Raw genomic sequence first — 23807 nt, forward strand, 5'->3', positions numbered from 1 at the left:
CTGATTTTGCATGCCATTCACATGGCCGGTGCAGGTGTTCTGCATCCGTCATGTAGCGTTGTAGACCTTCGTTTGGAGAGTGAGTTTGCCGTTCACGAAAAAATAGTCATGGGCCATTTTTTCAATATCACCGGGATGGCACAGGCGTTTTTTTGAATTGCCATATGTACAGCAGTCGCTGATCAGCCTCTCTATAAGCTCGTTTTCCTTTATTCCCGTTGCAAACCCTTTGAAGCGGGGAAACGCGAACAAGGAGAATGGCTTATGCCTCCATCAACAGCTCCGTATTTCTATAGCGATTCACTCAAAAGCCGATTTACCCAGAGCCTGACTGAGGCCGTCAGTGACAGTCGGATCACTAGTGGCGAATGCCAGTGGCTCAAGCGTCTGGTCGAGATATCCAACAACATTCTGGAGACTTCACCTTACCCTCGGGTCGACAGGTTGATCATGGAAGACGGTGCGCCGATTCATGCGGAGCTGGCATCTGCGTTATTGATCAGTGATCCGACCCGCACCGATGCACCAGTATTTCTGAGCACCCTGCTTTTTGGGGTCGAGCGTTTCGAGAGCCGACGGGCACTGCTCAACCTGCTGAACGAACGTTATGCCCACAGTGCGAGCCAACCGCTTCGTCTGGATGCCGAACTGATCGAAGGCCCCGTGTTCGAGTGCCAGATGGAACTGATTCTTCAGCAGCAGATGGAGCATCTGAATACCTTGTCCGATTGTCTGCATCAGTTGCCTTCCTTGCAGACGGTACTGGCGCAGGCACTCCAGGAGAACCTGAGCGAGCAACTGCCCGAATCGTCCATCAACGTGTTTCGCGACATGTCACAGACCCTCAGTGACTCTGTTCCAGCTACTCAGGGTTCTGCGGCTCCCACTGTCCTTTATGCGCAGTATCTATCCAGCACCGTACTGGATGAGTACGACGCCCAGTCCGGTTCTTCAAAGCCGGTGCAGCGTTTTCTCGGAGCCGATGGTCAGGTGCTTTCTGCCGATCAGGCACTTCCCTACGTTCAGTCCATTACCCGAAGCGTGCAAGAGCTCCCCGCCAGCTATGAAAGGTCCCTTGTCGATTATTGGGGGCAGGAGCTTGAGGGCGGGCTGACGATGACGGCCTTTGCGGGGTATGCATTGGCCGAGTCATTTCGTCAGAAACTTTTGTCGTCCAGGGAGGCGGGGGTTCTGACCTCGTTCGAGTTCCGTCGTTTACGGGCTCTCCTGCCATCGCCCAGCGCTACTCCCGGCAGTGATTGGGTTCATGTGTACAGGATTGCGGCCAGTGTTGAAGGGCAGGGGCCGGTCAAGATTCTGGGCGTGCTGCTGATCCAGTTCACGACCGGCTCGTTAACGGGTTTTTACATGTTTTCGATGATGGAGGGCTTTCGCCGTTTTGCTGATGAACAGGCGGTAGCCACGCATTTCGGAACCGAGGCAGGGCGTCTCGAACTGTTACGTTACTCCTCTTTGAACGACCATGGGTTGCTGAGTGCTTCTGGTCGTGTACAGATACAACTGAGCCTGATCGAGCACTCATTGTTCAGCGAGCACGCCAGATCTGTCATCGCCCTGCAGAAGCGAAATCTGGACTATGTACTGGGGTTGCCTTCTGTTTCCCATCGTCTGGCGACTGTTCAGATCGACGATGCGCTGGATATTCGGGGGCTGCTGGATAGTCGTCTGTATGGTCTTCATGACTCCGGGCGATGGCGTTCCGGTGTTTTTCTCCCTGAGCATTCGTTGAATCTGGAGCAGATTCCGAAAAGCCTGTTCACGGAAAAGAAACTTGAAAGTGACTTTCTGGCTTCCTGGGGCGAGCAATTGCATGAGATGGATGATCTTGTCCGGCTTTTGGGGCAGTTGTACGCAGGGGTTGCCAGTTGCATGCGCCACGCTTTGAACCGGTATCTGGCAGTCATCGGTCATCAGGTTCTCGATGCGCGCAGGCTTTGGGGGCATATTCCAGGCAAAGGTGCCAGAAGTCTTGTTTCTCTGGCGTTTGAAGGGGGCTTCAGGGAAGGCTCGGGTATCTGGTCTGAAAGCTGGAGGCTGAGCGATTCATCGGACCCGACCCTTGCCAGTTCCATGAATCTGTTACCGCCCCGATTGGCAGGGAAAATCGTCTCTCTGGTGCAGCGCGATTTTGTCCGCAGGTATGAGTTACAGCTCAAGGGTTTTTACAACAAGCCGGTGCGGCTGCTTGATACCCGGATTTATCCAGACAGGCTGTCGGAGCTTGTTCGTGAGCAAACGCTACGCCTTGAATTGCAGATCGAACGGCGTCGCAGCACTATCGACGCGGAGGCTCTGGACATGCTCCAACAGGTTCTGGACAGGCCTCAGCGTGGTTTGAGAGCCGTTTTTGGCAGTCAGCGTGTCGAGGCTTTTGCGCTGGCCCTCAAGCTTGATGGCATAGCGCACCACATTCCCCTGACCAATACCTTCGTGTTGTTTGATTCGACGCGCGATGCTCAATACCTCATGTGGTCCTTGCACATGGGGTTCAAGGTGCTTGAGCCCGGTCAGGATATCGAGAGCCTGGTCAGTTCCTGGCTCGTTCGTCTTGATCATCGCAGCTATGTGCTGGACCTCTTGAATGAGTCGGACAAGCCCGTGGTACGGCAGTATTGCGAGGCGAATGAACTGCCGACTGTCAGTCTGGAACTGACACGTATCGAGGAGCATTTCATTCGGTTTCTGGAGGATGCCGAAAACGGGCGTAAGCGGCAGGGGATCCTGCATCAGTATGAGCGGGCACGCACGTGGAAACTCAAGCCCGAGCTGTTTTGCAATGCACTGGATCTGGCTGAGCATGATGACAGCAAGCGTCGTATAGTCGGGCGTCTTGGCATCAGGTTGCAAATGATGCAAGGCGATGCACTGCTTTCCAGGTGGATCAAGGAGGCCTCCATCGATGACCAGATAATGCTATTGGGGATATGGCAGCGCTTTTATGCAACCCACGATCTTAAAAAGGATTTTCTGTTCGCGATTCCTGATATTCACGAGTATGCACAGCGCAAGTTGTCCGAAAGGCTGGAGGCAGATTTTCCCGATCATGACCTCACTCCTGAACAACTGAGCGTTACCCTGACGCATTACATTCCTGCACCGGTAGCACCGGGAGAGATTCCACCGTCATTACCTGTCGCCACCACACGGGTCAGTGAAAGCCTGACCAACTTCGCCATTGACCGGTTCTTTTCAGCCCAGGATGGCGTCATGTCCATCTCGTTGAAGGAGGGCGTTCAGCCGGTTTCCTCGCTGACGGTGGGGTACATTCGCCAGATGGTTCGCTCGCTGGATATCGCAGCAAACTACCGATTGATGGTGGCGCAGAAGCTCGATGAAAAGTCCGCGGATTATGCCGTTCGGGAAAACAACTACATCGATCAGGTGCCGTCCTATGAATTGCTGAAGGCTTTTCAGCTCAAGCTCATGGGGCTTATGACTCTGGAAGGCTATGACGCCATCGAAAGTGTCATGACCATGCCTGACGGTATTGCGCGGGTGCCCTTCAAGGAGCGCGATATCACCATCAGTCCCTTGCAACTGTTACGTGCCGATGCCGGTTGGGCACCCGATGACGTCATGGGTATCTATGTGATTGCACCCAGTACCCCCCAGAAAGGTCCATGGGTGCTGTATTCGGTACTCGGCCGTGAATTCTCGATCAAGGAGTATGCCGACAGGAATGCGCTGCTGGCCGATATCCGGACTTCCAGCAATTTGCAGGATTTCATCCTGAGCCGCCTTGATCCGGCAGCTAGGCATGTTTATGCCCATGGCGGTTTTCAGGAGCCGCATCTTCCGTTCAGTGTCGAGTCTTCCATGGATGTCCCCTGGAAACGTCCGGCGCCGGTGGATATCAGAACGACACCTTACAAGGGGAATGCCCTGCAATTACTGTTCAAGGGGACTCTGGAAACCTTCAAGCAGCTTATTCAGGATGACAGCGTTACCAATACAGAAAATGATCAGGCCGCTTCCAACTATCTATGGGGTCTGCTGGGTGAGCAGATATTGTCGTTCATGCCGGGCAGGCTGGGCGCGCTTGTGGGTGTCTGGCAAAGCCGGACTCTGTTTCAGGCTTCTGCTCGCGCTGTTGCAGACAAGCACTGGGGCGAGGCCGCTTCGGAATTCACGGCGGCGCTGAGCATGGCGATATCTTCCCGGAAAAAGTCCCGGGAGGAGTTTGCCGAACAGCTTGAAGAGCCTGAAGAAGTGCTGGCACCTGACGATACGTCTTCCCGATTTCGCTGGGGCAACAATGTTCTCTCGTCGCAGGTGCAAGGGCGTTTGCGCCAGCTTGAAGTCCGGGATGTGGCCTTGAACGAGTTGTACAAGGACAACCTGCTCAATACCTACCGCGACAAGCGTACCCAAAAAGAGTATGTCGCGATTCAAGGAAAGGTTTATCAGGTCCAGTTGAGTGAAAACAATTGGCGCATTGTCGGTAAGGATCAGCCGGGGCCAGGGATCAGGCTCAACATAAAACAGCAATGGGAACTGGACCTTGCAGGGCTCAAGGGCGGCGGCCCGGTCGTGAGCCGCTTTCAAAATAGAATGGTCAACCTGGATGTCGACAGGTATATGGTGATCGAGGCCAGGGGGATGTCTGAAATTCGCCAGGTATTCCGCGACCGGACGGAGTTGATCGCCGATGCCCACAACCAGGCCCGGAAATACCTGGAGAACGCTCTGGATAACCTCAATGGGCCCTCTGCGGAAAACCTTCATCCTCGATGCATGCAAATCCTCTCGGAGTTTTTCAGTTATTCACACCCCGATGCGCGTCTGATCGATTCTGTCAGAGACTCTCTCACCACCTTGTATGGTGCCCTGATGGACCCTTCGCTTTCGCCCCATGACTCGGATCGTTATGTCGTCGGGATCAACAGGCCTGCCCATCATGACTCCACGGCATTTGTATTCGTTTACGATCCGATGAAGCGGATCTTCCTGACCGACAAGTTCTTTCGTCTGCCTTACTATCGCCTCAAGGTTTCAGCCATTCGTACGGGCGAGTTCAATATGGGGTCGCATCATCGTGGCACTATCCTGCTTCATGAACTTTCCCATCTGTGCCTGAATACGGAAGATATTGCTTATGTCGACTCGAATGCACCGTTCTTTGATCTTATGGAGGACACGGCTGAGTTCAGGAAACGTCTCAAGGACGAGGTGGTGGCTGCGCAGTATGGCACGTTGTCCTATCACACTGACCGCAGCAAACTGTTTGCACAACTGACTGACGGGGCATTCAAGGATCTGAAACATCGCGAGGGGGGCGCAAAGGCTGCGGTTTTACGTATCACCGGCAAGAACAACCTGTCGCAAGCGAGAGATGTCTTTTATGCCGATGCTCACGTGCGCAGTGAGGTCATGTTGAATAATGCCGATTCACTGGCCTTGTTGGTGTCCTTGCTCGGGCGGGTGAGTTTCTCGCATGTATCTTGAACGCCCGGTCGCTATGCGGTCATCTGTGTGCTGCTACGGCGCATGTCTCTTCAGTAGCCAGGTAATGTGGCATTACGGTAGCCAGCACTTGCCCTGATCGTGACTTGGGCTATACCTGATGGTTCCTTGAATCAGATGACGGATATCTCCATGAGCCAGGTTCACTCCATCGCTGTATTGGTCGGCAGTCTGAGAAAAGACTCCATCAACCGTAAGATCGCGCTCGCATTGGCTGATCTGGCCCCTGACACACTGAAGCTGAACATCGTCGAGATCGGTGACCTGCCGCTGTACAACGAAGACATTGATGGCACTTCGGCCCCGCAGGCCTACACGAGATTTCGCGAACAGCTTGCAGCCGCAGACGGCCTGTTGTTCGTTACCCCGGAATACAACCGTTCAGTGCCAGGCGCCCTGAAGAATGCCATTGACGTGGGCTCGCGGCCCTATGGCAAAAGTGCTTTCAGTGGCAAGCCGGGCGCGGTGATCAGTGCTTCACCCGGCGCGATCGGTGGTTTTGGTGCCAATCACCATTTGCGCCAGTCACTGGTATTTCTGGACGTTCCTTGCCTGCAACAGCCCGAAGCCTATCTGGGCAATGCAGGTACCTTTTTCGACGAAGCCGGTGCGTTGTCGGAGAAGACCCGGCCGTTCCTGCAAACCTTCATCAATGCCTACGCCACCTGGGTAGAGAAAAACAGCAAAGTCACCGCCGACTGACATTGCCCGAGGCTTCATTTCAATATCCGGCAATCAATTGCTTTATGTAACGCAGCCATTTCGATGCCCTCCATAAGCTGTTTCTTTTCCTTGCCTGCGCCGGTCATCCGGCGTGTGGCGAGGTTCCATGAAAAGGAAATGGCACATGTCATCACCCCCGTATTTTTTCAGCGAGTCGCTCAAAGTGCGATTCGAGCAGAGTATCAAGGCGGCAATCGACACATCCCGTATCAGGATCGACGAGGGCAGATGGCTACAGCGACTGGTGGGCGAAACCGGCAAGTCGGACGTGCCTCCTCCCCGTGTCGACAGGCTGGTCATGGATGATGGCTCCACGCCCAACGCTGAGCTGGCCGGCGCATTATTGATAAGCGATACGCAGGACAGCAAAGCTCCGGTGTTCCTGAGTACCTTGTTGTTCGGTATCGAGCGTTTCAAGAGCAGGGCTGCGTTGCTCGTCAGCCTCAAGAAAAGGTTCGACGAGATCCGGGAAATGTCGCTGGAGGTCGATGCGCGCTTGATCGATGGCCCGCTGTTCGAGGTTCAGATGCAGTCTGTTGTCCAGCAACAGGTGCAGCATCTTGACCGGTTGTCCGAACGACTGCACGGCATGCCGTCCCTGCAGACTGCGCTCGGTAAAGCCTTGCAGCAAAGGCTTGCACAGCTTCTGCCCGGCAATGATATCGATGTCTTCCACCATCCCGTGCAAATCGTCGAGGAACGCTCATCCGAAAGCGTCATGACGACCAGTCTGGTGGCATGCACCCAGACACTGGTCGAGGTCGCGACCCATAAATATGCGGGTGAAGAGCCTGGAAAAGGGCTTGTCCTGAGATTTCTGGATGCTCAAGGCCGGATTCTGACCCCGGTCCAGGCGCAGCCATACGTCCAGGCGCTCGATGAGTTGAGGTCTATCGTCACCGATACGTACGAGCAGTTGCTGGATGAGTACTGGAGTCAGGTTACGAATGATGGCCGCACGCTACGAGATGTTGTCGCCCATGCCCTGGCCGAGTCCTTGCGCCAGACCTTGTTGACCGGTACAGAACAAGGGGCGCTGACGGGACACGAATGCCGTCATCTGAGTTCACTGCTGCCGTATCCCGGTGCGCCTGAGGATTTGAAATCGGTCACGGTCAGCAGGCTGGCTGTCAGTATCGGTGATCAGGAGCCGGTCAAGCTGGTCGGTGTATTCCTGATCGAGTTTCGGGTCGAGCAGTTACCGGTGCTGTATCTGTTTTCATCGTTGTACGGGTTCAGGCATTACGTTGACAGGAAGCAGATCAGCGAGCATTTCTCCAGTGTTCAGGGGCGAGCCGAACTGCTGAGTTTTTCCTCGCTGGACGATCACCCCCTGATCGACATGCAAGGCCCGCTCAAGCTGCGTGTGGATGCACTGACTGTTCCATGGTTCCCCGAATTCATCAGGTCGATCATCGGCTTGCAGAAGCGCAATGTTCGTTATGTGCTGGGCCTGCCGGCAATCGTTTATCAAAAGGCATCGGTCCGGGTCGACGATGCGCTCGATGTGCGTGGCCTGCTGGACGCCCGGCTGTTGCGCCTGCGCGATTCTGGACGCTGGCAGGCCGGGCAGATTGAATTCGAGCCGCTCTGGGATCACTTGCCTTCGGTCCCGACGGTCGATCAAGGGGATCACGATTACCCCGTACTGCAAGCCTGGGCTGACAGAATGATCAGCCTCGATGCGCGAATGGAGCGTCTGGCCACGCTGCATTCGGGAGTGGAGACGTGCATGCGTCATGCACTTGATCGCTATCTGGCACTGATCGGCGGTGAACCTCTGGATGCGCGTGAACTCTGGGTCGTGAGGGCCAGCTCCGGCGAGCCCGCGATTCGACTGGTTTCGCTGGCTCTTCAACGGGTCAGTCAACCAGGCCTTGTACCGCTCCTGGACGGGACGGTGGTGAAAGGGCAGGCCGCTGCGCTTCAGAATCAACCCGAGATCCGTTTGCCGCTGACGTTATTCGAGTCGATGCTCAAATGGATACTGCCCGATTTTGCAGAGCGTTATGACCGCCAGCAGCGAGACTTCTATTCTCTGCCGACTCGTCGACTCGATACGCAAATACACCCTGGCGTATGGGCGACTCATTCCCGTGAAGACGCTCTACGTCTGGAACTCTCTCTGGAACGGCATCTGGAAGTATTCGATACGAAGGTCCTGGATATGCTCCAGCAAGTGCTGGACAGACCGCTGCCGCACCTGCGCGAGGTACTGGGCGATGAGCGGGTCGAGGTCTGCATGCTGTCATTGCATTACGAGCCGGATCTGCCACCGATTCCACTGGCGAATGCTTTCGTGCTCTACAACCCCCGGCAACCCGGCTCCAATGTTCTGTGGACAATGTTGAACGGTCTGACGAAATTCGATTCTCGCCAGGCACTGGCAGACAATTTGCTGGCCTGCCTGAGACGTGTGGACAGGATCGATAATGTGCTTGAACTCTTGTCCGGGGCGGACAGGCATGCATTGCTCAAGTACCTTGAGCGACCTGGCGAATTGGGTATCCGTGTCATGTTCCAGGTGATTGAGGGGCATCTGGTTCACGCGCTACAGGAGGCTGAAAACCAGCGACAGCGGATGACCGTGAATTTTATCTACAACCGGGCGCAGACCTGGGGCCTGACCCCCGATCTGTTTGGCAAAGCGCTCGCGGTTACCGAGCGCGACGATGGAACCCGTCAGGCAGTGAATGATCTGGGCGCGGCTCTTCAGGTGTTGATCTATAAAGCCATTGCGCCGACCTGGGTGACCGAATCTTCGTTTGATGACCTGATTACGCTTACCAATCTGGTGCAGCGTTTTTATATCTCCAGCAGTACGCACGAAGATTTCCTGTTTGATATTCCCGATATTCGTGACCATGCAAAGGAAAAGCTGAGCGAGAGGCTTTCGGTCGATTTTCCGGGCGCGAATCTGGACTCCGATCAACTGATCGTGACCCTGACGCACTATGTACCCGCGATTGTTGCGACCGGCCAGACACCCCAAGGCATACCCGCAGCAACCCAGAAAATAAGCGAAACGCTCACCGATTTTTCCATCAACCGCTTTTCATCCATACAGGATGGCGTCATTTCCATTGCGCACAAGGACGGCAGCCCTTTGAGCGCGTCGTTGACCCCCGAATACATTCGAGACTTGTTGCAGTCGCTGGATGTCGCTACCGACTATCGGCAACTGGTCGATTCGGCGCTCGATAACCGTAGCCCTTCCCATCTTGTGCGCAAGAGTAACTTTGCCGAGCAGATTCCGGTTACAGAGGTCTTGAAGGCATTTGTACTCAAACTCAGGAACAAGCTGTCGGCTGAGGCATATGACTTTATCGAGTCTGTATTCAATATGCCTGACGGTATTGCCCGCTTGCCGGTCCGTGGGTGGGACGTGGTGCTGAGTCCCTTGCTGATCCTGCCCGCTCCCAAAGGCTGGGAGCCGACTCCGGTTCTTGGCGTTTACGTGATTACTCCTAAAGCTTCGCAGCAGCCGGGGCCCTGGGTGATCTATGCGCCGCTGTGCGAGCAGTGGACATTCAGAGAGTATGCCGACCAGGCAGCTCTGGTGACCGACCTGTGTACTTCCGGCAGTCTCCAGACGTATGTCCTTGACCGCATTGACCCGACCATGCGCCACATCTATGACCATGGTGGCTTTCACGAGCCACATCTGCCTTTCAGCATTGAAGACTCGATGGGCCTTCCCTTTGAGCGCCCGCTGCCGGTGACTTTCATGCTGGAGCCCTGCGAGGGGAATGCGCTGGAGTATCTGTTACCGGGGGTTCTTGAGGCTTTCAAGTTCGATATACGTCAGCAAAGCGTTACCAATGACGAGAACCGGCGCACCTCGTCAAAGTACTTGTTCGGCCTTGCGGTTGAACAAGTACTGGCATTCGTGCCGGGGCGTCTCGGTGCGTTGGTCGGTGTATGGCAGAGCCGCGATCTGTTTCACTCTTCGGCTGTTTCCATTGGCGAGCAGAGGTGGGGCAAGGCCGTATCGGAACTTGCAGCAGGTTTGAGCGTGCTGATTTCATCCCGGCAAGAACCACATAAAGGTCTTTTATCCGAAGAGGAGGTGACAGTCGGGTCTGCAGAGTCCACGTCCTTCCCTGAGTTTTCCTGGAGCACCAATGCGCTTACCGAGGAATTACGCAGCCGCCTGAGTGCGTTCGAGGTACATGACGTCGCTCTGAACGCGCTCCGCAAGGATGAAGTGCTCAACGTTTCCAGGGATGAGAATACGGGCAGGCAGTACGCCGCCGTCAATGGCAAGGTATATCAGGTCCAGTCCAGCAAGGACGGTTGGTTTATCGTCATGCAGGACAAGGTCGGGCCTTCCATCAAGCTTGATACGAACCAGCATTGGGCACTGCAATTGCAAGGTGGCCTCAAGGGCGGCGGTGGCGTTGTTACCCGCATGAAAAACAACCTGGTGGAAATGGAGGTCAGTGAGAGTCTGGTCGTCGATGCCCGCGGTATACACCAGATTCGTCAGATCTACCGTGACAGGGCGCAATGCATCGAGCAGGGGCATACGCAGGCTCGCCGTTACCTGGAAAACTGCCTTGATAATCTTAACCAGGACACACTCGATCCTCGTGTCGAACATATTGTCGCCAGCTTCTTTGATGCAAGGCATCCGGACACGCGCCTGTACGATGCCGTCAAGAAAGTCGTGACATCCATCTACGAAGAGCTGATTTCCCCGTCGTTGTCGCCCATCAATTCGCAGCGTTATATCGTCGGATTCAATAAAAGAGGGAATGAGACATCCAGTGCCTTTGTCTTTTCCAAAGACCCTTTGAAAAGGATTTTTCTGACCGAGCAGTTTTTTCGTTTGCCTCGCTATCGCTTCAAGGTCAAGGTCATCAGGTCGGGCAGTTTCAACTATGGCGATCATTACCGTGCGACGATTCTGATTCATGAATTGTCCCATCTGGTTGCAGGTACCGAAGATATTGCCTACGTGGATTCCTATGCCCCCTTTGTCGACTTGCTGGAAGATGCTCCGGGCTATCGGCTACGCATCAAGAACGAACAGATCATCCAGCAACAGAAATCCCTGTCCTACCAGACCGATCGCAGCCAGTTGTTCAAGCAGATTGAAAATGATGACTGGAAGGATCTGAGGCGAGGGGATGCAAAGAACGCGATCCTGCGTATAACCGGCAAGAGAACCCTAGAGGAGGCCAGGGAAGTGTTCTATACCGATATCCAGAAACGCACCGATGTCATGCTCAGTAATGCCGACTCGGTGACCTTGCTGATCTCCTTGCTGGGGCGACAGCGGTTCACCTGAGCGTCAGGCCTACACCAGATAATGGCGCAGCTCCCTGGCAATCAACAGGCGCTGAATCTCACTTGAACCTTCATAGATCTGGGTAATGCGGGCATCCCGGTAATAGCGCTCCACGGGATAGTCCTCCAGATAGCCATAGCCACCATGAACCTGTATCGCCTTGGAGCAGACCCACTCGGCCATTTCCGAGGCGAACAGCTTGGCCTGCGAGGCTTCGGACAGGCAGGGCAGACCTGCACTGCGCAAGCGTGCAGCATGCAGGACCAGCAGTCGTGTCGCGTTGATGCGCGTGTGCATGTCGGCGAGCATGTTTGACACGCTTTGGTGCTCGATAATCGGTTTGTCGAACTGCACCCGCTCCCGGGCATAGGCCAGCGCGGCCTCGAATGCGGCGCGGGCTATCCCCAATGCCTGCGCGGCAATTCCGATACGCCCGCCTTCCAGGTTCGACAAGGCAATGGCCAGGCCCTTGCCGCGTTCGCCCAGCAGGTTGGCAGCGGGAATCCGGCAATCGTTGAGCGTCACGGCGCAGGTGTCCGAAGCGCGAATGCCCATCTTGTGTTCGCTGCGATCAACCACGAAGCCCGGGTTATCTGTGGGCACCAGAAAGGCTGACAGACCTTTCTTGCCCAGTTCGGGATCGGTCACGGCAAACACGATTGCCAGTTGCGCACGCTTGCCGTTGCTGACGAACTGCTTGGCACCGTTGATGACCCAGTGATCACCCAGCAACTCGGCACGGGTGCGCAGGTTATGCGCTTCGGAGCCTGCATGGGGTTCGGTCAGGCAGAAACAGCCGATGGCCTTGCCGCTGGCCAGTTTCGCCAGCCAGGTCTGCTTCTGTTCTTCATTGCCGTAATTGAGGATCGGGCCGCAGCCCACCGAACTGTGGACGCTCATCAGCGTGCCGGTGGCGGCATCGGCGGCGGAGATTTCTTCGACCGCAAGGGCATAAGCCACGTAATCGATATAAGTCCCGCCCCATTGTTCAGGCACGATCATACCCAGCAAACCCAGCTCTCCAAGCTTGTAGACCAGTGCATCGTCTATCCAGCCGGCCTTTTCCCAAGCCTGTGCGTGGGGGGCGATTTCATTGCGGGCGAAATCCCGCGCCATGTCGCGGATCATCACCTGCTCTTCAGTGAGTTCGATATCGTGCATGACTCACACCTCCAGGCTGCTGAAGAAACGCTGCACATGCCCGGCGTTCAACGCTTTTACGCTGGGAGGGTTCCACTGCGGCAGGCGGTCCTTGTCGATGATCAGGGCGCGTACGCCTTCGATCAGGTCGCCATGCTCGAACCACAGACGATCCAGATGCAGCTCCATGTCAAAGCAGGCCTGCAAGGACATGTGCCGACCGCGCCGGATCATTTCCAGCGTCACCGCCATGGCCAGGGGCGAATGTCTGTGCATCAGGTCGGCGGTGTTCAAGGCCCATTGATGGGTGTCGGCAATTGTCACTTGCTGCAACTGTTCGATGATGCCCGGCAAGTCTGACAAACCGAAGAAGTGGTCGATGGCCGGTCGCAGGGCTTCCAGCGGGGGAGAAGGCAGGCGCTGGGTACCCAGTCTGGCCATGGCGCCCTGCAGATCCTTGAGGGGCGTGGATTTCCATTTCAGGTGATCGAGCATGTGATCCAGTCGAGGCAGCATATTGCTGTTCATGGACCAGTCGGCAAGGCCGCAATACAAGGCATCGGCTGCCTCGATCTGCACGCCGGTGATGCCCAGGTAAGTCCCCAGTTCGCCGGGTATACGGGGCAGGAAATAACTGCCGCCTACATCCGGGAAATAACCGATGGCCACTTCCGGCATGCCCAACCGGCTGCGCTCGGTCACCACTCGCAGATCAGCACCCTGCACGAGTCCCATGCCACCGCCCAGCACCAGGCCATCCATCAGGGCCAGCACCGGTTTGCGGTAGCCGTGGATCGTCAGATCCAGTGCATACTCTTCGATGAAGAATGTCTGGTGCTGGCTCTGGCCGCTCTTGTAGGTTTCATACAGGGAGCGGATATCACCGCCGGCACAGAACGCCTTGTCGCCTGCACCGCGCAATACCACGGCATACACCTTGGGATCTTCGGCCCAGGCATCGAGCTGGCGCTGCAGGGTACGGATCATGTCCAGATCGATGGCGTTCAGGCTGGCGGGGCGATTCAGGGTGAGATGGCCGATATGATTGCGGACCTCAACCAGAATCGGCTTCTGGCCGGGTTTGCGAACCGAGAGAGCGGGTGACACCTGTGAACTCATTCTGAACTCCTTGTTCGTTTGCTCTTCTTCTACTTATTATTTTTAGCGTGAACAGATCCTAACAGCGCCAATGAGCAAAACAAAATTGCGCTTAAGCATAGTCTGAAGCAGCAATTTGCCAGCTGTTGTTTGGACCTTTCGCGAATAAATTCGCTCCTACAGTGCTTGAACGGGCGCGAATTCATTCGCGAAAACCCAGAAAGGAATCCATGAACGACAAATATGCTCCCCGCCAGTGGCAACCCCACGAGCGGCCCACCATGCCGGGCTCGCCTTCCACGCCCCTGCACTCCACGCGCAGGCGCTGGGCCTTTGCGTTGGTGGGCGTCATCGTTGCCCTGACCGGCGGCCTGGGCAATGCGCTGGTGGTGGCCAATCTGCCTTACCTGCAAGGCGCACTGGGCGCGACTTCGGCGGACATCGCCTGGTTGCCGGCGGCCTACGTCATGACCAACGTGTCGATGAACCTACTGCTGGTGAAGTTTCGCCAGCAGTATGGCTTGCGTGCTTTCACCGAATTGTTTCTGGTGCTCTATTCCTTGGTGACACTGGCCCACTTGTTCGTCAATGACATCGATTCGGCGATTGCCGTGCGTGCAGCCCACGGCATGGTGGGCGCTGCGCTCAGCACCCTCGGGCTGTATTACATGATTCAGGCCTTCCCCCAGAAGTGGCGGCTCAAGGCACTGGTGCTCGGGCTCGGTACAGCGCAACTGGCGACGCCGCTGGCGCGACTGGTGTCCGAAGACCTGTTACAGATTGCCGAATGGAGAGGCCTGTACCTGTTCGAGCTGGGCATGGCGCTGTTGTCGCTGGGTTGCGTGCTGATGCTCAAGCTGCCGCCCGGTGATCGCTTCAAGGCATTTGAAAAGCTCGACTTCCTGACCTTCAGCCTGCTGGCCAGCGGTTTTGCCCTGTTGTGCGCGGTGCTGTCGCTGGGACGTATCGAGTGGTGGCTGGAGGCGCCCTGGATAGGCATTGCCTCTGCTGCTTCCATCGCCTTGATCTGTGCGGGACTGGCCATCGAGCATAACCGCAGCAACCCTTTGCTGATTACCCGCTGGCTGGGCAGTGGCGCGATTCTGCGCCTGGGGTTGGCGGTGATCCTGTTTCGCATTGTGCTGTCGGAACAGTCAACGGGGGCCGTAGGTTTTCTGCAGACCCTGAACATGGGCAGCGAGCAGTTGCATACCCTTTATCTGGTCATGCTGCTGGGCAGTATTGCCGGTCTGGCGGTCAGCGCCCTGACCATCAACCCTGCACACCTGATCAAGCCGCTGCTGATTTCCCTGGCCATGATGGCGGTGGGAGCCTGGATGGACAGCGGCTCGACCAGCCTGACCCGGCAATCGAACATGTACCTCAGCCAGTTTCTGCTGGCGTTCGGCGGGACGTTTTTCCTGGGGCCGACCCTGGTGCTGGGCATCAGTGGCGTCATCGCCAACCCGCGCAACATGGTGAGTTTTTCCGTCCTGTTCGGGATCACCCAGAACATCGGCGGGCTGATCGGGGCCGCTGTGCTGGGCACTTTCCAGATCGTGCGCGAGAAATTCCATTCCAGCCATCTGGTCGAACACCTGACCCTGATCGACCCGCTGGTGCAGTCACGCCTGCAAAGCGCCGCTGCCGGTTACGCCTCAAGCATTGCCGACCCCGCGTTGCGCACGACCCAGGGCATTCGCTCGCTGTCGACCCTGGCAACACGCGAAGCCAATGTCCTGGCCTATAACGATGTCTTCATGTTGATTGCCGTGATCGCCGTACTGACGATGATCTGGATTTCAGCCCGAATGATTTGGCTGAAGATGACCACACGCCCGCTTTCAGCCGTTAATCCACCTTCCGTCCCCAGCAGTGGCGCTACCTCTTCATGAACGAACCGAACCCGCCTGACAAAGCGTCATCCCGAACTGAAAACAACGATGAGTCCATTCAGGCCCCCGACACGCCACCGCCACCACCGGTGACCACGCCGCCCACCAGCGAGCCACGCTCAAGGCGCAAGCGCATCATCTCGTCGGCGATCTTTGCCGGTATTGCTTTGGCGGGTGTGCTGATCGTGCTGTATGCGTGGGAACTGCCACCGTTCACCAGCCCGATCCAGAGCACCGAAAATGCCCAGGTGCGTGGCCAGACAACCATCATCGGCCCGCAGTTGAGCGGCTATGTGCATGAAGTGCCGGTCCAGGACTTCCAGTTCGTCAAGGCGGGCGACCTGCTGGTGCGTCTGGATGACCGCATCTATCGGCGCAATCTGGAACAGGCCATGGCGCAACTGGCGGTGCAGAAAGCCTCGCTGGCCAATAACCTGCAACAGCGGCGCAGTGCCGAAGCGACCATTGGCCAGCGCCAGGCCGCGTTGCAGAGCAGCATCGCCCAGAGCAGCAAGAGCGCAGCAGACCTGCGCCGCAATCAGGCATTGGTGACGGACGGCTCGGTATCGCGCAGCGAACTGGACGTGACCCGCGCCGCCGATGCCCAGGCTATTGCCGCAGTGGCCGAAGCCAAAGCCGCGTTGCAGATCGCCCGGGAAGACCTGCAGACCGTGATCATCAATCGCGATTCGCTGCAGGCCTCGGTGGAAAACGCCCAGGCAGCCATCGAACTGGCGCGTATCGACCTGGACAACACTCGCATCCTGGCCCCACGTGACGGGCAACTGGGGCAGATCGGCGTGCGCCTGGGGGCTTATGTGAACTCGGGTGCCCAATTGATGGCACTGGTCCCCAACCGGTTGTGGATCATCGCCAACATGAAGGAAACCCAGATGGCCAATGTGCGTCTCGGCCAGTCGGTGAGCTTTACCGTCGATGCCCTGGACAACGCTCGGCTCACGGGGCGTGTTCAGCGTATTTCGCCTGCCGCCGGCTCGGAGTTCAGCCTGCTGCCCGCCGATAACGCCACAGGCAACTTCGTGAAAATTTCCCAGCGGATACCGGTACGTATCATTGTCGATCCCGACCAGCCAGCGGCCGAACGCCTGAGGCCGGGGATGTCAGTGGTGGTCAGAATCGATACCCAATCGCAAGGTGAGGTGCCGCCTGATCCTCAGTAATCCCCGCGCTTGCGAAACGCCCAGCGACCGGCAATCAGGGTAAAGGTCGCAACCAGTGCCACCAGTATCCAGAAGCCTTCGGGGTCCGAGGCCAGCGGGATACCGCCGACGTTCATGCCGAAGAAACCGGCGACGATGTTGATGGGCAAGGCCAGCACCGTGACCACGGTCAGGGTGAAGAGGGTGCGGCTGCTTTGCTCGTTGAGGTTGGCGGCGATTTCCTCTTGCAACAGCTTGATGCGCTCGCCCAGCGCCATCAGGTCGCTGATGACCAGTGCCGACTCTTCCGTGGATTGACGCAACGCCTGCATGTCCTCTTCGCGCAGCCAGTGCGGCGGGCGGTGCAGCAGGCGCATCAGCGAACCGGGCTCCAGCGCCAGCAGCCGTTGCAGGCGCACCAGCACTCGGCGCATGGCTCCGAGTTCCGAGCGGTTGTTGCTCAGGCGCTGGGACAGCAACTGGTCTTCGATCCTGTCGACGCTGATACTGGTCTTGCGCAGGAACTGGGTCAGCACCTCGCCCTGATCGCTCAGCAGATGGGCCAGCAACTCCAGTGGTGAGTGAAATTGCTCGCCACGCTTGACGGCCGAGCGCAGCTTGTCGACCGAGCGCAAGGGTTGCAGGCGCGCCGTGATCATCATGTGACTGCGGGTGCAGACCCAAAGGGTCGAGATATCGGTCGACAGCATATTGAAGTCGAACACCACATCGTTGACCACGGCTAGCAGGGCCGAGTCGATGTGTTCGATCCGTGTCGAGCGCGAGCCTTCGTTAAGCGCTTCAAAAAACTCTTCCGGCAGTTCCAGATGAGTCTTCATCCAGCGCTCGCAGGCCGCGTGGGACAGGTTCAGGTGCAGCCAGATGAAATCGTCGTTGTCCGGGGTGTTGTGCAGGTAATCCATGACGGCGGCAGAGTCGATTTCCCGACCCCGCTCACCCGGACAGAAGCGAAATCCATACAGCAGGCCGAAAAGGTCTGAATCCTGATGCCGCGCAATGCTGTGGTTCATGGCTTTCCACGTGCAAGCCTGCCCGGAGCGGGGAGGTCAAGCGCGCATCATGACAAGCCGTCATTACATATTTGTGACGAATATTGCGGGTTGTTTCCAGGCCCGACGCCTAGACCATTGCCAGTGGCCGCTTGCGGGTCGGAACTGGCCAGGCACGGTCCAGATCGGCCAGATCCTGGGCCGTCAGGACGATTTTTTCGGCCTCTGCATTGAGGCGTATGTGCTCCGGATTGGTCGCCTTGGGAATAGCGATCATGTTCGGCTGGCGCAGCACCCAGGCCAGGCTGATCTGTGCCGGTGTGGCGCTGTGACGATTGGCGACTTCGTTCAGGGCCGGGTGGTAGAGCAGGTCGCCTGCCTGGCCGATCGGGCAGTACGCCATGATCGGCAAGTGCCGGTCATTGGCCCAGGGCAAAAGGTCGAACTCAATACCACGTTGCTCGGGGTTGTAGAGCACCTGATTGGTGGTGCAGCGTGGGTTGTCCAGCTCCATCATGTCCGACACATCGAAATTGGAGACGCCCCAACTGCCGATCTTGCCAGCCTCGCGCAGCCGCTCGAAAGCCTCGACGGTTTCCCCCAGCGGGTATTCACCTGGCCAATGCAGCAGGTAGAGGTCGATGTAATCGGTATTCATTCGCCTGAGGCTGGCTTCGCAAGCCTTGGGAATGCCTTGGCGGCTGGCATTGAACGGGTAGACCTTGCTGACCACGAACACCTTGTCTCGCTGCCCGGCAATGGCTTGCCTGACCACTTCTTCGGCGCCGCCGTCGGCATACATCTCGGCGGTGTCGATCAAGGTCATGCCCTGCTCGATGCCCATGCACAGCGCAGCGATTTCAGCCGAGCGCTGATGGCTGACTTCACCCATGTGCCAAGTGCCCTGACCCAGCACCGGGACGCTTTGACCTGCCAGTTCCAGCGTGCGCATACGACCCCCTGCAATAAATGGACAGGCCTCAGGCAACAAAGGCTGCACGAGGTTCCGTGCAGCCTGTCGAACATCGCGATGTTAAACGCGGAATTGTTTCAGCAAGCCATTCAACTGTTCGCTCAATCCTCGCAGATGCTGGCTGGCAGCGGTGGACTGCTCGGCGGCAAGGGCCGTACCCTGAGAGAGCTGCGCGGCCTGGGTGACGTTCTGGTTGATGTCATCGACCACATGGGATTGCTGCAGGGTGGCGCTGGCGATCGAAGCGTTGAGGCTGTTGAGGTTGCGCAAGGCCTGGCTGATGGACGTCAGGCTCTGGCCTGCCTGATTGGCCTGCTCGATGGTCAGTTGCGAGGAGCGGCTGCTGTCGCCGATCACCTTGACCGCTGCGTCGGAGTGACGTTGCAGGCGCTCGATCATGCCCTGAATCTCGGCCGTGGACTTCTGGGTCCTTTGTGCCAGCAGTCGAACTTCGTCGGCGACCACGGCAAAGCCACGACCCTGTTCCCCGGCCCGTGCGGCTTCAATGGCAGCGTTGAGTGCCAGCAGGTTGGTCTGCTCGGCAATCGAGCTGATGACCTCCAGTACGCCACCAATCTGCGTGCTTTCGCTGGCCAGGGTCTGCATCACTTCCACGGCCTGACCGATGGTGCCGGACAGGTGATCGATCTGGCGCAGGCTGTTATCGATGTTGATCTGACCCTGTTGCGCCTGCGACTCGGCATCGCGCATTTCACTGGCTGCATGCTCGGCGTTCTTGGCCACGTCCTGTACGCCATAAGTCACCTCATTGACGGCGGTGGCCACCAGATCCATTTGCTGGGATTGCTGCTGGCTGCGCGCCTGAGCCTGCTCGGCGCTGTTGCCCAGATCGGTGGAGGCCTGACCCAAGTCTACTGCCGAGGACTGCAATTCCATGACCACGCTGCGCAGCTTGGCGGTAAACGCATTGAAGTGCTTGCCCAGTTGAGTGATTTCATCGTCGCCCTGGGTTTCCAGAGTGCGGGTCAGGTCGCTTTCCCCGCTGGCGATATTGGCCATGGCGCTGACAGTCAGGCGCAAGGGCAGGACGATGCTGCGCAGAATCAGGGTCACCAGCAGGGCCAGTATCAGCACAATGCCGATACTGAACATGATGGCCTGCCACATCTGTTGCTTGAACTCGGCAGCCACATCATCGACATATACGCCAGAGCCGATGATCCAGCCCCAGGGCTGGAACAGCTGTACATAAGACGTTTTCTTCACCGGCTCGCTGGCGCCCGGTTTTGGCCAGCGGTAGTGGATCAGCCCGGCACCCTTGCTCTTGGCCACGGCGACCATTTCATTGAACAGTGCAAAACCGTCCGGGTCCTTCACGCCCGAGAGATCCTGGCCATCGAGCTTGGGGTTGGCAGGGTGCATGACCATTACCGGGCGCAGATCGTTGATCCAGAAGTAGTCGTTCTGGCCGTAACGCAGGGCTTTGATGGTATTGAGAGCCTGCTGTTGCGCGGCTTCGCGGGTGAGGGTGCCAGCGGCTTCCAGGCCCTGGTAGTAATTCAGAATACCGCTGGCTGTCTGGACCACATGCGTGGTTTTCTCTGCCTTGGCCAGATAAAGGTCGTCATGAATCTGCTTGAGCATGACAGCCGCGAGCACAAAGAGCATGAGCACAGAGACAATGAGAATCAGCCAGAGACGGCGGCTGATAGATAAGCTGCGCATATTCATGATGTTCACCCTAATTCGTTGTTTTTTCTTTTTTTATGAGTCATCAGGCAGGTCCTTGCACTGACTCTCAACGCTATCTTCATGATGTCGGCTTAACATGACTAAATCTGAGACAACAGTCACGCTTTTTTAGACGTCGGCTGCATATAGCCAAAGGCTTACACGAACAGGCGCGATTGGCTCTATGCCAGTCATCATGGCAAAGGTAGGATCCAATTCAACAACTGCAGCGAAGGATCGATGCAGCGATAAGGGAAGATCGGCCATTGCCAGGAGGCTACTGACAGGATGTCGGGATGGTGTTGTGTGCAAAACGACCCGCTTCGGCGGGTTTCTTGCTTTCTGGAGAACGGTATTTATTCAAACAGGTAGCAAGTTCATTCGCGAAAAAGCCGCAAACATCAATCCGGCTCACACCCCTTGAGCACCAGCCTCAGAATGGTCTGGGTCGCCGCTTCATAGTCCGCATCCTCAAGCTTGTCCTTGCCGGTGACCGTCGAGATCTGCCAGTCAAAGTCGGCATAGGTCTGGGTCGCGGCCCAGATGGTGAACATCAGGTGATGAGGGTCCAGGGGCGCAATCTGGCCGCTGTCGATCCATGCCTGGATGCACTCGATATTGTGTCGGGCCTGGCCATTTAGCTGTTCGATCTGTTCGGGCGTCAGATGGGGGGCGCCGTGCATGATCTCGCTGGCGAACACTTTCGAGGCGAAGGGCAGGTCACGGGAAATCTGGATTTTCGAGCGGATGTAACGGCTGAGCACTTCCTTGGGAACGCCTTGGGGATTGAACGGCGTCGAGGCGCGCAGAATCGGCTCGATGATGCTTTCCAGCACCTCGCGATAGAGGTTTTCCTTGGACTTGAAGTAGTAATAGACGTTGGGCTTGGGCAGCCCGGCCTTGGCGGCGATGTCGCCGGTCTTGGTCGCGGCAAAACCCTTGTCGGCGAATTCTTCACTGGCGGCGCGCAGGATCAGTTCTTTGTTGCGCTCGCGAATACTGCTCATGACCCAGATTCCTGCACGGCGGGTGCGCATGGTAGCACCGTGCTCGCGCAAGGCTCAATGATGAGCCTTGCGCAGTCAAGAGGACGGCGTAGGAGCGATCAACCATCCTTGAACAGGAAGCTGTAGGCATTGAGTGCCGGTACGCCGCCCAAATGGGCGTAAAGCACTTTCGAGCCCTCGGGGAATTCGCCGTTGCGGACCATGTCGATCATGCCGTGCATGGATTTGCCTTCGTAGACCGGGTCTGTCAGCACGCCTTCCAGACGGGCGCAGGTGCGGATTGCATCCAGAGTGCCTTCGTTGGGCAGGCCGTATTCCGGGTAGGCGTAACGGGTATCGAGCACCACGTCATCAGGAGTGATTTCACGGCCCAGGTCCACCAGCTTGGCGGTGTTCTGGGCGATGCGCAGGACTTGCTCGCGGGTCTGATCCGGTTTGGCCGAAGCATCGATACCGATCACTCGTTGCGCACGGCCATCAGCGGCAAAACCCACCACCATCCCGGCATGGGTACTGCCCGTTACCGAGCAGACGACGATGTAATCGAACTTGAAGCCCAGCTCTTCTTCCTGCTGGCGAACCTCATCGGCAAAGCGCACGAAACCCAGGCCGCCGTAAGGGTGTTCCGAACAGCCTGCCGGAATCGGGAACGGCTTGCCGCCACTCTCGACCACATCGGCCATGGCTTTTTCCCAGCTCGGGCGGATACCGATATCGAAGCCTGCCGAATCCAGACGCACGTCAGCGCCCATGATCCGGGACATCTCGATATTGCCCACACGGTCGTATACCGCATCGGAGTAGTTCACCCAGTTTTCCTGGACCAGCACGCACTTCATGCCCAGGTGAGCGGCGACGGCGGCTACCTGACGGGTCTGGTTCGACTGGATACCGCCGATGGACACCAGGGTGTCATAACCGCCTTCGATGGCTTCCGGGATGAGGTATTCAAGCTTGCGCGTCTTGTTCCCGCCAAATGCCAGGCCGCTGTTGCAGTCTTCACGCTTGGCATACAGCTCGACCTTGCCGCCCAGATGCTCGCTGAGACGCTTGAGCGGAGTGATGGGTGAAGGGCCGAAGGTCAGGGGATAGCGCTTGAATTTGGTCAGGTTCATATCGAGTCTCCGTGGGAAGAAATATCCAGCGCGTTATCAACGTGCTTGCGATGGGACCTATCATAGAAAATCGATCAATAATCGTGGTTGCAAATAATTGTCTATTTAGGAAATGAAAGTTAGTCTCTGGAAATTGAAAATTAATTTTATTTCTTGAAAAGCACTATGAAAGCAATAAATGAACGAAGCAAAAAGCCGGACGCCGGTATTGCGCCGCTGCTCGACAGGATCGACCGGGCCATCCTCAAGATCCTGCAGCGCGATGCGTCCATTTCCAACGTGGCGCTGGCCGAAAAGGTCAAATTGAGCGCGCCGGCCTGCCTGAGGCGTGTCGAACGGCTCAAGGAAGCGGGCGTCATAAAAGGCGTGGTTGCGCTGCTCAACAGCGAAGCGTTGGACGCTGGGATGGTGGTCTTGATCGGCGTGGTGCTGGATCGCTCGACCCCTGAGTCATTTGCCCAGTTCGAGGCGGCAGCGCAGAAGGTGTCCGGCTGCATGGAGTTTCATGTGGTGACCGGGGAGTTCGACTATTTCATGTTGCTGCGCACCAAAGACAGCCAGAGCTTCAACCGGCTGCACGCCGAGCAACTGCTTTATCTGCCGGGCGTCAGGCAGATCCGCTCTTTCATGGGCTTGCGTCAAGTGCTGTCCACCACGCAGATCCCGATGTAGGCAGGCTCAGGAGGGCGACAGGAAATGATCCTGCAGGTAGTTCTTCACCAGATGCCGGGTCGCGGCCAGGATTTCTTCTACCTGTGAGTCCATCGAGGCTTTGGACGGGGCCTGTTCCCCAAGCTTCTCCAGTTCAAAGAAGTGCAGCTTGTGCCCGCACACCGACCCCAGCCACGACAGATGCGCCCGATGGCTGGCTTCCACATCCAGCAGATGGCAGGTCTTGGGGATTGAACTCAGCAAGCCATTGGCTTCGCAACTCGAAGGCTTTTGCGCGCTGAAGGCGCGGTTTTCAGCGTCGAGCCATTCCTCTTCCAGTTGGGTCGATTGCTTGATGACCAGATAAGCCACCTGCTCCCAGTCACTGATTTCGGTATTGAGTGTGTCGATGATGTATTGAGGCAGGTTTGCATTGGAAACGATGATGACGCCCGTCTCTTGAGAGGTTGGCTTCAGCCATTGTGCTCGTTGCGAATCGATATGCATGACAGCCCCTTATTGTAGGTACAGCGATCAAAAGCCCGGTTTCGCGATGCAACACTTGC

General features: G+C 57.1%; 14 protein-coding genes. 6 read left to right on the forward strand and 8 right to left on the reverse strand.

What is annotated here, in order from left to right:
- Nucleotides 1-264 precede the first annotated feature (264 nt).
- The 3 genes from KGD89_RS07855 to KGD89_RS07865 all read left to right on the forward strand — a co-directional run bounded on the left by KGD89_RS07855 (nucleotide 265) and on the right by KGD89_RS07865 (nucleotide 11500).
- Complete coding sequence (locus tag KGD89_RS07855) at nucleotides 265-5466, forward strand: dermonecrotic toxin domain-containing protein (protein WP_025259243.1); 5202 nt, start codon at nucleotides 265-267, stop codon at nucleotides 5464-5466.
- A 150-nt stretch (nucleotides 5467-5616) separates the two neighbouring features.
- Entirely contained in the window at nucleotides 5617-6186 is a 570-nt protein-coding gene (locus KGD89_RS07860; protein WP_025259244.1) for an NADPH-dependent FMN reductase, read from the forward strand.
- A gap of 145 nt (nucleotides 6187-6331) precedes the next feature.
- The gene (locus KGD89_RS07865; RefSeq protein WP_025259245.1) at nucleotides 6332-11500 is read left to right on the forward strand and encodes a dermonecrotic toxin domain-containing protein; all 5169 of its coding nucleotides are present in this window, start codon (nucleotides 6332-6334) and stop codon (nucleotides 11498-11500) included.
- Nucleotides 11501-11509: 9 nt separating this feature from the next.
- Here KGD89_RS07865 and KGD89_RS07870 read toward each other — a convergent pair whose 3' ends face one another.
- Nucleotides 11510-12661, reverse strand: coding sequence for an acyl-CoA dehydrogenase family protein (locus KGD89_RS07870; protein WP_025259246.1), 1152 nt, complete (start codon nucleotides 12659-12661; stop codon nucleotides 11510-11512).
- 3 nt (nucleotides 12662-12664) lie between these two features.
- Nucleotides 12665-13759 carry an enoyl-CoA hydratase/isomerase family protein gene (locus KGD89_RS07875; RefSeq protein WP_025259247.1) on the reverse strand — a complete coding sequence of 365 codons (1095 nt, stop codon included), beginning with the start codon at nucleotides 13757-13759 and terminating at the stop codon, nucleotides 12665-12667.
- A 209-nt stretch (nucleotides 13760-13968) separates the two neighbouring features.
- Here KGD89_RS07875 and KGD89_RS07880 point away from each other — a divergent pair, with 209 nt between their 5' ends.
- Together KGD89_RS07880 and KGD89_RS07885 are read left to right on the forward strand one after the other, a co-directional pair.
- Nucleotides 13969-15633 carry an MFS transporter gene (locus tag KGD89_RS07880; protein WP_025259248.1) on the forward strand — a complete coding sequence of 555 codons (1665 nt, stop codon included), beginning with the start codon at nucleotides 13969-13971 and terminating at the stop codon, nucleotides 15631-15633.
- Nucleotides 15630-16814: an HlyD family secretion protein gene (locus tag KGD89_RS07885; protein WP_081741917.1), complete on the forward strand. Its 1185-nt coding sequence runs from the start codon at nucleotides 15630-15632 to the stop codon at nucleotides 16812-16814. Before KGD89_RS07880 ends, KGD89_RS07885 begins: the two co-directional genes overlap by 4 nt.
- Here the strand turns inward: KGD89_RS07885 and KGD89_RS07890 are convergent.
- The 5 genes from KGD89_RS07890 to KGD89_RS07910 form a co-directional block, all read right to left on the reverse strand.
- The gene (locus KGD89_RS07890; RefSeq protein WP_025259250.1) at nucleotides 16808-17824 is read right to left on the reverse strand and encodes a transporter; all 1017 of its coding nucleotides are present in this window, start codon (nucleotides 17822-17824) and stop codon (nucleotides 16808-16810) included. The two genes, KGD89_RS07885 and KGD89_RS07890, sit on opposite strands and share 7 nt — an antisense overlap.
- Before the next feature lie 109 nt (nucleotides 17825-17933).
- On the reverse strand, nucleotides 17934-18755 hold the full coding sequence (locus KGD89_RS07895) for an aldo/keto reductase (protein ID WP_025259251.1): 822 nt from the start codon (nucleotides 18753-18755) through the stop codon (nucleotides 17934-17936).
- A gap of 81 nt (nucleotides 18756-18836) precedes the next feature.
- Nucleotides 18837-20468, reverse strand: coding sequence for a methyl-accepting chemotaxis protein (locus KGD89_RS07900; RefSeq protein WP_025259252.1), 1632 nt, complete (start codon nucleotides 20466-20468; stop codon nucleotides 18837-18839).
- Between the two features lie 401 nt (nucleotides 20469-20869).
- A complete protein-coding gene (locus KGD89_RS07905) occupies nucleotides 20870-21475 on the reverse strand; it encodes a TetR/AcrR family transcriptional regulator (protein ID WP_025259253.1) in 606 nt (201 codons plus the stop codon).
- A gap of 98 nt (nucleotides 21476-21573) precedes the next feature.
- Nucleotides 21574-22590 carry a 1-aminocyclopropane-1-carboxylate deaminase gene (locus KGD89_RS07910; RefSeq protein WP_025259254.1) on the reverse strand — a complete coding sequence of 339 codons (1017 nt, stop codon included), beginning with the start codon at nucleotides 22588-22590 and terminating at the stop codon, nucleotides 21574-21576.
- A 165-nt stretch (nucleotides 22591-22755) separates the two neighbouring features.
- On the opposite strand from KGD89_RS07910, the gene KGD89_RS07915 reads away from it, so the two are divergent.
- Nucleotides 22756-23262 carry an Lrp/AsnC family transcriptional regulator gene (locus KGD89_RS07915; protein ID WP_025259255.1) on the forward strand — a complete coding sequence of 169 codons (507 nt, stop codon included), beginning with the start codon at nucleotides 22756-22758 and terminating at the stop codon, nucleotides 23260-23262.
- Between the two features lie 6 nt (nucleotides 23263-23268).
- On the opposite strand, the gene KGD89_RS07920 is transcribed toward KGD89_RS07915, so the two are convergent.
- Entirely contained in the window at nucleotides 23269-23748 is a 480-nt protein-coding gene (locus KGD89_RS07920; protein WP_025259256.1) for a hypothetical protein, read from the reverse strand.
- Nucleotides 23749-23807: the final 59 nt, after the last annotated feature.

The organism is Pseudomonas cichorii (assembly GCF_018343775.1).
Lineage (GTDB): Bacteria > Pseudomonadota > Gammaproteobacteria > Pseudomonadales > Pseudomonadaceae > Aquipseudomonas > Aquipseudomonas cichorii.

What these genes read in the sequence shown, in the direction of transcription:
- KGD89_RS07910 (WP_025259254.1), bottom strand. Translation starts at nt 22,590, where the DNA reads ATGAACCTGACCAAATTCAAGCGCTATCCCCTGACCTTCGGCCCTTCA.
- KGD89_RS07875 (WP_025259247.1), bottom strand. Translation starts at nt 13,759, where the DNA reads ATGAGTTCACAGGTGTCACCCGCTCTCTCGGTTCGCAAACCCGGCCAG.
- KGD89_RS07915 (WP_025259255.1), top strand. Translation starts at nt 22,756, where the DNA reads ATGAAAGCAATAAATGAACGAAGCAAAAAGCCGGACGCCGGTATTGCG.
- KGD89_RS07905 (WP_025259253.1), bottom strand. Translation starts at nt 21,475, where the DNA reads ATGAGCAGTATTCGCGAGCGCAACAAAGAACTGATCCTGCGCGCCGCC.
- KGD89_RS07865 (WP_025259245.1), top strand. Translation starts at nt 6,332, where the DNA reads ATGTCATCACCCCCGTATTTTTTCAGCGAGTCGCTCAAAGTGCGATTC.
- KGD89_RS07880 (WP_025259248.1), top strand. Translation starts at nt 13,969, where the DNA reads ATGAACGACAAATATGCTCCCCGCCAGTGGCAACCCCACGAGCGGCCC.
- KGD89_RS07870 (WP_025259246.1), bottom strand. Translation starts at nt 12,661, where the DNA reads ATGCACGATATCGAACTCACTGAAGAGCAGGTGATGATCCGCGACATG.
- KGD89_RS07895 (WP_025259251.1), bottom strand. Translation starts at nt 18,755, where the DNA reads ATGCGCACGCTGGAACTGGCAGGTCAAAGCGTCCCGGTGCTGGGTCAG.
- KGD89_RS07885 (WP_081741917.1), top strand. Translation starts at nt 15,630, where the DNA reads ATGAACGAACCGAACCCGCCTGACAAAGCGTCATCCCGAACTGAAAAC.
- KGD89_RS07860 (WP_025259244.1), top strand. Translation starts at nt 5,617, where the DNA reads ATGAGCCAGGTTCACTCCATCGCTGTATTGGTCGGCAGTCTGAGAAAA.
- KGD89_RS07900 (WP_025259252.1), bottom strand. Translation starts at nt 20,468, where the DNA reads ATGAATATGCGCAGCTTATCTATCAGCCGCCGTCTCTGGCTGATTCTC.
- KGD89_RS07890 (WP_025259250.1), bottom strand. Translation starts at nt 17,824, where the DNA reads ATGAACCACAGCATTGCGCGGCATCAGGATTCAGACCTTTTCGGCCTG.
- KGD89_RS07855 (WP_025259243.1), top strand. Translation starts at nt 265, where the DNA reads ATGCCTCCATCAACAGCTCCGTATTTCTATAGCGATTCACTCAAAAGC.
- KGD89_RS07920 (WP_025259256.1), bottom strand. Translation starts at nt 23,748, where the DNA reads ATGCATATCGATTCGCAACGAGCACAATGGCTGAAGCCAACCTCTCAA.